We start from the raw sequence: 11,379 nt of genomic DNA, 5'->3' as shown, positions 1-11,379 counted from the left end.
TCCAAATCGCTCATGTCAGATCGCGCCAATTTCCCACTCCCGCCTGTTGTTTTGCGAAAGTGAATCACAAGCCTATGTGAATGAACAGAAATTTATGGGTGTGCTGCCTAATGTTAGATGACTTCGAGAAGCCCCTCACCTGCAGAAGTTTCGCACGTGCCCGGACTTTCCTCCAGATTTAAAGCCACGACTTTCCCGTCGTCGACAAGCATCGCGTAGCGCTTGGATCGCGCTATCAAACCGACGGGGGGAGCGTCGAAATTCATTCCGATTGCTTTGGTGAATTCGGAACCAGCGTCAGATACCATTGTTATACCTGCTTCGGTCGCGCCAGTAGATTCGCCCCAAGCATTCATCACGAACGGGTCGTTGACTGATAGGCAAATAATCTCGTCAACGCCTTTGGCGTCAAACTGACTTTTGGTGCGGATGAAGCTCGGCACATGAGCGGTTGTGCAGGTGCCGGTGAAAGCGCCGGGAACGGCAAAGATCACGACTTTGCGGCCCTTTGTTTTGTCAGAAACACTCACCTCCTCGGGTCCTTCAGAACCCATTTGGATAAGTGTCGCTTCGGGCAGCACATTGCCGGTTGAAATCATTTTAATGCTCCTGTCGATTGAATTTGCAGAGTCGGGCTATGCCGCAATATAGGTGAGCAGGTGAAAGTGACCACGTGAATTCGACAGGGTGAGAGGAACATGAGCCATATTGTCGTGATTGGCGCCGGACAGGCGGGATCGTCCCTTGTTGCGCGGCTGCGCAAAGACGGGTTTGAAGGCGATATCACGCTGATCGGGGCTGAACCGCATTTGCCTTATCAGCGCCCTCCGTTGTCCAAGGCGTATCTATTGGGTGAAATGGAACTAGAGCGCCTGTTTTTGCGGCCTGAAAGTTTTTACTCGGAGAACGATATCACACTGAGATTGGGTGAGCGTGTTGCTGAAATAGATCCAGAGGCAAAAACTGTTACTTTGGGCAATGAGGTGATCCCATACGACCAATTGGCACTGACCACTGGATCCGACCCGCGCCGTTTGCCAGCTTCGATTGGCGGTGATCTTAAGGGAGTTTACGTTGTACGCGATTTAACCCACGTTGACGAAATGGCTCCTTGGGTAAAGGAAGGCGCCCGAGCGCTTATTGTGGGCGGAGGGTACATCGGGCTTGAAGCAGCAGCCGTATGTGCAAAACGTGGGGTAAAAGTGACGCTAGTCGAAATGGCTGACCGAATTCTGCAGCGGGTCGCCGCATCAGAGACAAGCGACTATTTCCGTAAATTGCATACCGAATACGGAGCGGACATCCGCGAAGGTGTCGGGTTGGACAGGCTGGTTGGCGAAAACGGCAGGGTTACTGGCGCGGTTTTGACGGATGGGGCGGAACTTCAGATCGACTTTGTTGTTGTCGGTGTGGGCATTCAACCTTCGATCCAGTTAGCTGAAATGGCAGGTCTTGATCTGGAAAATGGTATTAAAACAGACGCCTATGGGCGAACTTCAGACTCTTCGATCTGGGCGGCGGGCGATTGTGCGTCATTCCCCTACAAGGGTCAGCGGATCCGGCTGGAAAGCGTACCCAACGCAATAGACCAGGCTGAGGTTGTTGCGCAAAATATGCTTGGCGCTGCCATAGAGTACATGGCGACGCCTTGGTTTTGGTCGGATCAATATGACGTTAAGTTGCAAATTGCAGGTCTCAATTCTGGATATGATCGTGTGATAACACGCAAGGGCGACGGGCAAACCGTGTCCTTTTGGTACTACAAGGGCGACCAACTGATTGCAGTTGACGCCATGAATGATCCCCGGGCCTATATGGTCGGCAAGCGTTTGATCGAGGCAGGAAAAACGGCAGATGCGGCCATTGTGTCTGATCCCGACGCGGATTTGAAACCGCTGCTTAAAGCGTGAGGATCATCGCCGGAGAATTCCGGGGTCGCGCCTTGGCCTCGGTCGGAAAGGGCGACGCGGGGGCGCATTTGCGTCCGACGACAGACAGAGTGCGCGAAAGCCTTTTTAACGTGCTGTCTCATCAAATCGATTTTGATGGGTTGCGGGTTTTGGATATGTTTGCGGGCACGGGGGCATTGGGCCTAGAAGCGCTGTCTCGCGGGGCAGCCCATGTCACGTTCGTCGAAGATGGGCGGGTAGCACAGGGTATTATTCGTAAGAATATAGACCTGACCAACAGTCATGATCGCACCGATCTGATCCGCCGAGATGCTACTCGGCTGGGCGAAAACGCAAGTGCCGCTTATGACTTGATTTTCCTCGACCCACCCTACGGAAAAGCCTTGGGCCAAAAGGCCATCAACGCAGCTGTTCCCGGTGGCTGGATTGCAAACGACGCGTTGCTGGTTTGGGAAGAAGGAGCCCCTATGACAGCGCCGCAGGGATTCAAATTGTATGACACCCGAAAATACGGCGATACCCATATCGCGTTGATGTGGCGCGATGTTTTGGACTGAACCAGGTTGTGCCGTCCGCCGCGGATGGGCAGATTGAAGTTGAACGGCGCCCAGCTTAAGGGTCAATGCCCAATTCACGGAGTTTTTGATGCACGACCTAGTTATCTTCGACTGCGACGGTGTTCTGGTCGATAGCGAACCCTTGTCTAATCAAGTGCTGGTTAAAAACCTTTCCCGGCACGGTCTGGATCTTACGATCGAAGACAGCTTGGCCCTTTTCCTTGGCGGTACGATGGCTGGGGTCCACGTCAAAGCACGTGAGCTGGGTGCAGACCTGCCTGATGATTGGGTCGACCAGGTTTATGCGGAAATATACGACGGTCTTCGCGGTGGCGTTTCACTGATGCCTGGCATTCCAGACCTTCTTGAAACGCTTGATGAAAACGGTATTCCATTTTGCGTTGCGTCAAATGGTAGCCCAGACAAGATGAAGATTACGCTAGGCCAAAACGGTATGTGGGAGCGGTTCAGCGAGGTGATGTTTTCTGCTCACGTTTTGGGAACTGCAAAACCCGACCCAGAAATGTTTCAGACAGCTGCGGAACGATTTGGTGCATCCAACCCCGTGGTCATCGAAGACAGCGCTAGCGGAGTAACAGCAGCAAAGCGCGCCGATATGCGATGTCTGGCCTACGTCCCTTCTGGCGATGGGGAACGACTGGCCGAATTAGGGGCTGAGGTGTTTGTTGATATGACCGACGTGCCAACGCTTTTGGGAATCTAATCCAGCCGTGCTAAGCTTTGGGTCATGGAACGTGCTTTGACCCCACCCATATGGACGCTTGCAAATGACGCAGAGGTCACAACAGGGCCCAAGACAAAACCAGCGCGCGCACCTTTGTTGATCCACGATGCTGTCACGCCGTGGGGCAACGAAACGCTGTTGTTGAAACTCCTGAGAGATCAGGCCGCCGATCAAGATGAATAAGTCGGATGAAACTTATCGCCGGGTGACAGGGTAAATATTTCGACCCCATCCGCCGTAACGCCCACGGAATGTTCAAACTGAGCTGACAGCGATTTGTCTCGGGTGACAGCCGTCCAGTCGTCGGATAGGGTTTTCGTTTCGGGACGGCCCAGATTGACCATCGGCTCGATCGTAAAAAACATACCCTCTTCCAGAACTGCACCTGTGCCGGGGCGTCCATAGTGCAAAACATTCGGCGGTGCGTGAAATACCCGACCCAGACCGTGCCCACAGAAATCGCGAACGACGCTCATTCGATGTGCTTCTACATAGGCTTGGATCGCATGGCCAATGTCGCCAAAGGTTTTGCCAGGTTTTACAGTCTCGATCCCCTTGAATAGCGCATCATGAGTCACTTGAATCAAGCGTTCCGCTTTGCGCGGCAACTTACCCGCCACATACATTCGGGATGTGTCGCCATACCAGCCGTCCACTATAACTGTGACGTCGATGTTTAGGATATCGCCGTCTTTTAGCTTTTTGTCGCCGGGAATACCATGACAGACTACGTGGTTCACACTGATACAACTTGCGTGCTGATAGCCTTTGTATCCAATAGTCGCCGATTCCGCTCCGGCGTCCTCGACCATTTTTGTAATCAGGCGGTCGATTTCGCCGGTGGTTTGGCCCACAAAAACATGGTCGGCGATTTCATCAAGTATACGCGCCGCCAGAGCGCCAGCCGCGTGCATTCCGGCAAAATCGACCGGTTCGTAAATGCGAATACCATCCTTGGTCAGGCGGCCACGATGCTCTTTCATCGACGGTATGCTCCAAATGTTTTGCGCAGCATTCCTTCTACGCTGCTTGTGCAGAAAGTTCCAGAGGGTGTGGAGTATGAATTCCGATGTATGAGATAGGGATTTATAGATAGAAAAACAGGACTTGGAATGGATCAAATGCGCGCAGCCCAGCTGATTCTTCGCTGTTACCCATGGGGTTCGTTTCCGATACCAACCATCTGGATATCCGCTGATGTCACCCATATCCCTTTGGGCGAAATCCGCGTTCCGTATATCAGCCGCTCTACGCCTTTTTGCCGCGCGGCTCCGAACGCAGCGGCATAAGCCGGGTCAATATCCGCCGCCAACGTAAAGCGATCGCAATCGGTGCGCTGCACCAGGTAAAGCATAATGGCGCGGTAACCTTTGGCTGTGATGGCGGCCAGTTCCTCCAAATGTTTTGTGCCTCTTGCAGTAACGCTATCGGGGAACTCAGCCAGACCAGTTTGGCGCGAAAGAGTTACGCTTTTGACTTCGACATAAGCATCGGGCAGGCCCGGCCCACTTAGCAGAAAGTCGATACGGCTGTTTTCGCCATACCTGACTTCGGGTCGAACAGTTTCGTAGTTGGCGAGTTCAGATATTTCTTTTGCTTCCAACGCCGCTCGCAAGGCCTTGTTTGGTACAGATGTGTCGACCCCGGTAAAGTCGCCGTTTTCATGATCGACCAGTCGCCAACCGTATTTCAGCTTTTTCTTTGAATCACTGTTCGGTTCTAGCCAAATTTTTTCACCGGGATTGGCTAGGCCCATCATCGAACCGGGATTTGCGCAATGAGCTGTAACTTCGCGCCCGTTTTCAAGCCTGCAATCGGCTAAAAAGCGTTTGTATCGGCGGATCAGGCGGGCGGGAACAAGGGGGGTTTCAAATTGCATGCTCGAAGGCCTATATCTGCGCAAGCGTCCGATCAAGGGGAGAGCGCGAAATGGCCAATCCAACCGCAGCGATGTTGGTCATCGGGGATGAGATTCTTTCTGGCCGCACCCGTGATGCAAATATGCATTATCTGGCCGGCGAGTTAACCAAGCTGGGTATCGACTTGAAAGAGGTTCGGATCGTTAGCGATGATGCGCCAGCAATCGAAGCTGCGGTTCTGGCCCTTTCCAATGTATATGACAACGTTTTTACCAGCGGTGGAATCGGACCCACCCATGACGACATTACTGCTGATTGTATTGCTCGCGCTTTGGGTGCGGATATTGGTATTCGCGATGACGCTCGCGCCTTGCTGCGGTCGCACTACGAAAATTCCGGGTTGGAATTGAACGCAGCGAGATTGCGTATGGCGCGCATTCCTGACGGCGCAAAACTGATCGACAACCCGGTTTCAACTGCGCCAGGGTTCAGCTTGGGTAACGTGCATGTGATGGCGGGGATACCGGCGGTTTTTCAAGCGATGGTCGCCAGCGTGCTACCCACTTTGACAGGGGGGGCACCTTTGCTGTCCCAAACTCTTCGTGTTGAGCGTGGAGAAGGCGATATTGCCGCAAATCTGTCATTGTTGGCAGAGGATTTTAGCGACCTGTCCATCGGGTGTTATCCATTTCAACGCAACGGCGTTTTTGGCGCAAACGTCGTCGTGCGCGGCACCGAAGGTGGGCGCATCGATGCTGCAATTACTCGGCTCGCCAAGGAACTGGAACTTTGAGCGCTAACTGGCCTGACGTTGTAGATGGCACTTGGCCCGCGGCAAGCTACATGAAGGTCGGTCCCTTTAAATTGCGCGAAGGTCGCGGAGGCGGTTCCAGGGTGTCTGCAGCTAACCTTGTTGGCGAGGTTGAGGCAGGTAGCATTGACGCTGCTGAAAATGCGATGTTAGCGATGGGGCAGAAGCTTATTTTTTGCTTGCATCCCGGCGACGAAATGCTGGATGCGAGATTAGAACAGCGCGGTTACGGCGTTCTTGATCCTGTCAATATTTATTCATGCAAAATCAACAATTTGATGGATTCCCCGGTTCCCCGCGTTACAGTGTTTTCGATTTGGGAACCGCTGGCGATAATGCGTGAGATTTGGGCCCAATGCGGAATTGGCCCGGAGAGGTTGGCCGTGATGGATCGGGTGTCAGGCCCAAAGACAGGTTTGTTGATGCGCCAGAGTGATCAACCCGCGGGAACCGGTTTTGTCGCTGTTCACGAACGTATCGCCATGGTTCACGCGCTTGAAATCCTGCCACAACATCGGCGTCAAGGTTTGGGGCAATGGGCCATGCGCGCCGCTGCGTTTTGGGCATCGGACAACAAAGCCGATACTCTCAGCGTGATTTGCACAAAAAGCAATTTAGGGGCCAATAGTCTCTATCAATCCCTCGGAATGCAAATCGTGGGAGAGTATCATTACCGCGTCAAAGGAGACTGATCTGTCGTGACTGAACTCACCAAAGCCACCGCGCTGAACTTGCCGATGGTCGATCCGCTGCCGCCGGAGACTCAGAAATATTTTGATATCTGTATTGAAAAACTGGGTATGGTGCCGAATGTGCTTAAGGCTTACGCGTTCGACATCGAAAAGCTCAATGCGTTCACTGCAATGTACAACGACCTGATGTTGGCTGACAGCGGATTGTCGAAATTGGAGCGTGAAATGATTGCGGTGGTCGTTTCGTCGATAAATAAGTGTTTCTACTGTCTAGTTGCTCATGGTGCGGCGGTGCGACAGCTCTCGGGCGACCCACAGTTGGGCGAAATGTTGATTATGAATTACCGGGTGGCTGTATTGGATGATCGGCAGCGTGCCATGCTTGATTTCGCCGCAAAAATGACAATGAGCAGCGCCGAAATCGAAGAAGGTGATCGCCAGAATTTACGCGACTCGGGCTTTACCGACCGAGATATTTGGGAAATTGCAAATGTTGCAGGCTTTTTTAATATGACCAATCGCGTGGCAAGCGCAACGGGTATGACCCCGAACCCTGAGTACCACGCGCAACATCGATGATCCGAGTACTGAGTTTCCTTGCAATCCTTTTGGCCACAAATGCCAATGCGCAGGATCTGGCGATGCCGGCTTCCGCTCGTCAGATCAGCGAAAGGATCAGTCCTTTGGACAGCTACGACCTTCCTACCGGGGCTTTCGCCAATGGAAAAGTGCCTGCGCGCACAGTGGAAGGGCGGGTCGAGCGGACGACATGGAGGGTGCAATCAGGCTCTAGCACAACGCTGCAAATATTGGCCCCTCTGCGCGACCAACTGGCGGCGCAGGGATATGATATAATTTTCGAGTGTGACTCTCGCAATTGTGGTGGATTTGATTTTCGGTTTGGCACCGAGGTGGTGCCCACACCAGACATGTACGTTGCCATCCATGATTTCCGATTTCTATCCGCTACCCGTGGAAGCGACGTACTGAGCTTGTTGGTTAGCCGAAATCCTCCGGATGGGTTCGTTCAGCTAATTCGCGTCGCGCCGGTCGAGGCCTCTAGCCCGCCGCCGCTTGTGATCGAAGAAGCCGTGGATGGAACGCTTGGGTTATTACAGGTTCTGCAGCGCGACGGGCACGTAATCCTTGACGATCTGCATTTTTCAACGGGCGAGGTTGCGCTGGGCGATGGTCCTTTTTCTTCCTTGCGTCTGCTTGCAGCGTTTTTGAATGAAAATCCCAGAGTTAAGCTGGCTTTGGTTGGGCACACGGACGATACAGGTGATCTTCAGGCAAACGTAGCTGTCAGCACCAAACGGGCGCAGGCGGTAAGAAACCGATTAATAGAAACACATGGTGTCGCGGCAGACCGTATTCAGGCCGAAGGCGTTGGATACCTTTCACCTATAACATCGAATTCTACGTCCGAAGGGCGGTATACAAACCGGAGAGTTGAAGCAGTATTGCTGGTCAACTGAATTGCCCGTATAGCGAGATGAAAGAACCTAATTTCAGCCTTAGGAAGAAAACATGTCGAACATGAACGAGCAATCTCAGGCCTTGATCGTGGGTGCAGGAGCCGGGCTATCCGCATCGTTCGCACGCGCATTGTCAAAAGCGGGGTACAGTTTGCATCTGACGGCGCGCGATGTCTCAGACCTAAAAGATCTTTCTGCGGAAACCGGAGCGGAGTTGCACAGCTTGGATGGAACTGATGCAGCTGGCATGGCTTCATTGATTGCTGATCTGCCTGGGACTTTGCGAATAGCCTGTTACAACCCATCGGCCCGTGTTCGTGGGCCTATCACGGATTTTGACCCGGAAGACGTGCGAAAATATGTCGAAGTGACGGCGTATGGCGCTTTCTTAATGGGGCAAGCGGCCGCGCGGCGTATGCTGATGCAAGAAGCGCAGGATGACAGACGCGGGACGATCCTGTTCACTGGTGCTTCCGCTGGGGTGAAGGGGTATCCTCTTTCAGCTCCTTTCGCGATGGGAAAATTTGCTCAACGTGGCTTGGCGCAATCCATGGCCAGAGAATTGCACCCCAAAGGAATACATGTCGCTTGGGTCAATGTTGATGGAACCATTCGAAATCCGGACGTCCATGGGAATAGCGACGATCAAGGCAGTCTATTGCATCCAGACGCTATTGCGCAGGAATATATGAACCTGGTCCGACAACACCGTTCAGCATGGAGCAATGAGGTTACGATCAGGCCCTGGGTCGAAACCTTTTGACGGATGACCTGCTAGGTTACCCACCATAGGTACAGCGGCAATCCGATCGTTATATTGAAGGGGAAAGAAACACCCAAAGAGAGGGTCAAATAAATTCCTGCCTCTGCCTTGGGCAAGGCAATCTTCATGGCTGCGGGCACCGCTATATAGGATGCTGATGCAGAGAGAACCATGAAAAGAAACAGACTTCCTTGAGGCAATCCGATCAACGCGCCTGCGGCCCATGCCATGAATGCGCCTAATAAGGGCATGACCAAACCAAAGGCGAAAAGACCGATCGATAACTTATCGCGGTTGCGGATCAGGCTGCGTCCCGCAGAAAGCCCCATGTCCAGCAGGAACAGGCACAATATGCCAGTGAATGGCGTAACGATGAAAGGTGCAATCATTTGCATTCCCTTGCCACCGGTGATCGCGCCAATCAGAAATGACCCTGTTAAAAGAACAATGGATCCATTGGCCAGCAAATCACGCCAAAGTCCTGCATCGCGGAGGCCACTGTTACTTGACTTGTGCGCGAGCCACAGAGCCGAAAGGATTGCTGGCACCTCCATCGCAGCGGCCACAGCGACCATGAAACCGTCGTAACGTAACCCGACCAGATCAAGAAGGCTAACGGCAGTTACAAATGTCACGATCGAGATAGATCCATAGTGGCCTGCCACTGCGGCTGCGTTCAGCGCGTCCAATCGAGTCATTATTGTTAGCAATCCGAATGCAACAAATGGAATGGCAAACGACAGGGCAACACCACCCAATAGCGTAAGAAATAAATCCCAATGGATACCATGTTCAGCAAGACTGCTACCGCCTTTGAAACCTATGGCCAACAGCAGATAAAGTGACATAAACTTGGCTGCGCCTGTCGGTATCGACAGATCGCTGCGGGCGAAAGCAGCAAGCAAACCCAGAGCAAAAAACAGTATGGTTGGCACCAGTAGATTGCTGGAAAGCGTGTCTATTACGCCTGGCATTTGCGGCTCCTAACATTGGTTGACGCTAGATGCCTTGCGAATTTCAATTAGCAAAATATTATCTTATTAACTTTTAATTAGTTTGAAACTATGAAATGCGCCCAACACTTCGTCAACTGGAATATATTGTGACGGTCAGTCGCCTTGGCCGGTTCAGTCAGGCGGCTGAAGTTTTAAACGTCAGCCAGCCCAGCCTTTCGGCCCAAATTGCCACCGTCGAACAAGAGCTGGGTATCCGGATTTTTGAACGCAGCCGTGGCGGTGTTCAAACCACAGCCAAGGGTGAGGATTTCATAGAACGTGCGCAGAAAATTCTGGTCGACGTTCAAGATCTAAGGCATGCAATGGTCAGCGACGCTCCTGTCGGTGGGCGTTTGCGCCTGGGTGTTTTACCGTCGATCGGACCGTATTTACTGCCCCAAGTTATCAAGGAAGTACATCATGCTCGTCCCGGATTACGTATCGTGGTTCGCGAGGAAAACACACGCGACCTTGAACATGGATTAAAGTCGGGGAGGTTTGACCTCATTATCTCGACCCCTGAAGACCATCCCAACACTGTTCAGGAACGCCTTTTTAACGAACCTCTTTGGATAGCGACTGCAGTGGATGATCCGTTGGCACGGGACCTTCAAGGCGTGGGTGCAGAGGATTTGCAAAATAGAATTTTCCTGACTCTAGACCAAAGCCACCGACTATCGCGCATCGTTTTCGCCTTGGCGGCAGAGTGCGGAGGTGTCGTTTCTGATGAATACGAAGGCACTACCCTAGACTCCATTGTCCTTATGGCCGCCTCGGGAATTGGCGTTGCAGTGCTTCCTGATCTCTACGCACGTCGGCAGGGAATTTACCGTGATGAAGTTCGCCTGCGACCTTTAAAAGTTACCAACGCCAATCGTGATATTGCAATGCTTACACGCAGTACCGAAGGTCCTTTGCCGGGTCAAAGGGTTCTGACTCAGAGTTTGCGGTCTGTTGCGCGGGGAATGGGAATGTCCATTCTCGGAGATTAAAAAAAACCCGCGCCGTGAAGCGCGGGTTGGAAGTTGCCGTAGGGAGAATTTTACCAGTCCATCGGTCCTTTTTCTGAAAAGGAATCGACGAGAAAATCGATAAACGCACGCACTTTCGGTTGTGTGAAACGGCCAGGAGGATACACCGCAAAAATACCTTGCACCTCGTCCGGCAGCGACGGCATCGCATCCACAACTTCGCCAGTTTTCAGGGCATCTGCATATAAATAGCTGGGCAGATACGCGATCCCAAGCCCCGAGATCGCGGCATTCAAAAGCGATTGACCGTCGTTTACGCTCAACCAACCAGCGGTACGTACCTGACGCTTTTCACCTGAGGGAGCTGTCAATTTCCAGACATTGCCCGAGGATTGGCTGGAGTAATGCAGAAGTTTGTGTTCATTCAGGTCGTCGATCTTCTGTGGATGTCCGAAATCCTCGATATATTTCGGAGCAGCGACCATACGCTTAACTGTTTCAGTTAATTTACGGGCGCGTAATGTGCTGTCTTCCAACTCGCCAATACGTACCGCGACATCGAATCCTTCAGAAATCAGTTCAACATAGCGGTTGTTCA

15 protein-coding genes are annotated in these 11,379 nt (G+C 52.5%); 10 read left to right on the top strand and 5 right to left on the bottom strand.

All coding sequences use genetic code 11. The annotated features are described in order from the left end of the window. Positions 1 to 113 precede the first annotated feature (113 nt). Positions 114 to 599, bottom strand: coding sequence for a peroxiredoxin (locus AC2FNE_RS23290; protein WP_496806411.1), 486 nt, complete (start codon positions 597 to 599; stop codon positions 114 to 116). A gap of 99 nt (positions 600 to 698) precedes the next feature. Between AC2FNE_RS23290 and AC2FNE_RS23285 the strand changes: the two genes are divergently transcribed. From AC2FNE_RS23285 to AC2FNE_RS23270, 4 genes are all read left to right on the top strand, one after another. Further along, the gene (locus tag AC2FNE_RS23285) at positions 699 to 1,910 is read left to right on the top strand and encodes an NAD(P)/FAD-dependent oxidoreductase (RefSeq protein ID WP_170603004.1); all 1,212 of its coding nucleotides are present in this window, start codon (positions 699 to 701) and stop codon (positions 1,908 to 1,910) included. Continuing rightward, positions 1,907 to 2,467 carry a 16S rRNA (guanine(966)-N(2))-methyltransferase RsmD gene (rsmD, locus tag AC2FNE_RS23280; RefSeq protein WP_170603006.1) on the top strand — a complete coding sequence of 187 codons (561 nt, stop codon included), beginning with the start codon at positions 1,907 to 1,909 and terminating at the stop codon, positions 2,465 to 2,467. Before AC2FNE_RS23285 ends, rsmD begins: the two co-directional genes overlap by 4 nt. Positions 2,468 to 2,555: 88 nt before the next feature. After that, positions 2,556 to 3,191, top strand: a complete 636-nt coding sequence (locus AC2FNE_RS23275) for an HAD family hydrolase (protein ID WP_170479525.1) — start codon at positions 2,556 to 2,558, stop codon at positions 3,189 to 3,191. Between the two features lie 36 nt (positions 3,192 to 3,227). Continuing rightward, complete coding sequence (locus tag AC2FNE_RS23270; protein WP_254442518.1) at positions 3,228 to 3,395, top strand: hypothetical protein; 168 nt, start codon at positions 3,228 to 3,230, stop codon at positions 3,393 to 3,395. Here AC2FNE_RS23270 and map read toward each other — a convergent pair. Continuing rightward, positions 3,383 to 4,195, bottom strand: a complete 813-nt coding sequence (map, locus tag AC2FNE_RS23265) for a type I methionyl aminopeptidase (RefSeq protein WP_170603010.1) — start codon at positions 4,193 to 4,195, stop codon at positions 3,383 to 3,385. The two genes, AC2FNE_RS23270 and map, sit on opposite strands and share 13 nt — an antisense overlap. Positions 4,196 to 4,362: 167 nt before the next feature. Continuing rightward, the gene (gene sfsA / locus AC2FNE_RS23260; RefSeq protein WP_170603012.1) at positions 4,363 to 5,091 is read right to left on the bottom strand and encodes a DNA/RNA nuclease SfsA; all 729 of its coding nucleotides are present in this window, start codon (positions 5,089 to 5,091) and stop codon (positions 4,363 to 4,365) included. A 50-nt stretch (positions 5,092 to 5,141) separates the two neighbouring features. Here sfsA and AC2FNE_RS23255 point away from each other — a divergent pair, with 50 nt between their 5' ends. The 5 genes from AC2FNE_RS23255 to AC2FNE_RS23235 are packed head-to-tail and all read left to right on the top strand — an operon-like array spanning position 5,142 to position 8,815. Further along, positions 5,142 to 5,864, top strand: a complete 723-nt coding sequence (locus AC2FNE_RS23255) for a competence/damage-inducible protein A (RefSeq protein WP_170603013.1) — start codon at positions 5,142 to 5,144, stop codon at positions 5,862 to 5,864. Then, a complete protein-coding gene (locus tag AC2FNE_RS23250) occupies positions 5,861 to 6,574 on the top strand; it encodes a GNAT family N-acetyltransferase (RefSeq protein ID WP_170603015.1) in 714 nt (237 codons plus the stop codon). The genes AC2FNE_RS23255 and AC2FNE_RS23250 overlap by 4 nt, the downstream gene beginning before the upstream one ends. Positions 6,575 to 6,580: 6 nt before the next feature. Continuing rightward, a complete protein-coding gene (locus AC2FNE_RS23245) occupies positions 6,581 to 7,153 on the top strand; it encodes a peroxidase-related enzyme (protein ID WP_496806410.1) in 573 nt (190 codons plus the stop codon). After that, entirely contained in the window at positions 7,150 to 8,052 is a 903-nt protein-coding gene (locus AC2FNE_RS23240) for an OmpA family protein (protein WP_496806409.1), read from the top strand. The genes AC2FNE_RS23245 and AC2FNE_RS23240 overlap by 4 nt, the downstream gene beginning before the upstream one ends. A 52-nt stretch (positions 8,053 to 8,104) precedes the next feature. Beyond that, entirely contained in the window at positions 8,105 to 8,815 is a 711-nt protein-coding gene (locus AC2FNE_RS23235) for an SDR family NAD(P)-dependent oxidoreductase (RefSeq protein ID WP_496806408.1), read from the top strand. Positions 8,816 to 8,826: 11 nt separating this feature from the next. Here AC2FNE_RS23235 and AC2FNE_RS23230 read toward each other — a convergent pair whose 3' ends face one another. Continuing rightward, on the bottom strand, positions 8,827 to 9,789 hold the full coding sequence (locus AC2FNE_RS23230; RefSeq protein ID WP_170603023.1) for a sodium-dependent bicarbonate transport family permease: 963 nt from the start codon (positions 9,787 to 9,789) through the stop codon (positions 8,827 to 8,829). Positions 9,790 to 9,884: 95 nt separating this feature from the next. Between AC2FNE_RS23230 and AC2FNE_RS23225 the strand changes: the two genes are divergently transcribed. Further along, a complete protein-coding gene (locus AC2FNE_RS23225; protein ID WP_170603025.1) occupies positions 9,885 to 10,802 on the top strand; it encodes a hydrogen peroxide-inducible genes activator in 918 nt (305 codons plus the stop codon). A 50-nt stretch (positions 10,803 to 10,852) separates the two neighbouring features. On the opposite strand, the gene AC2FNE_RS23220 is transcribed toward AC2FNE_RS23225, so the two are convergent. Beyond that, on the bottom strand, positions 10,853 to 11,379 hold a 527-nt coding region (locus AC2FNE_RS23220; RefSeq protein ID WP_496806407.1), incomplete at its 5' end, for a substrate binding domain-containing protein.

The sequence above is a fragment of the Ruegeria sp. YKSD179 genome (assembly GCF_059612885.1).
The sequence above is the reverse complement of the archived record's forward strand: the minus strand, read 5'-3'. Positions and strand labels throughout refer to the sequence as shown.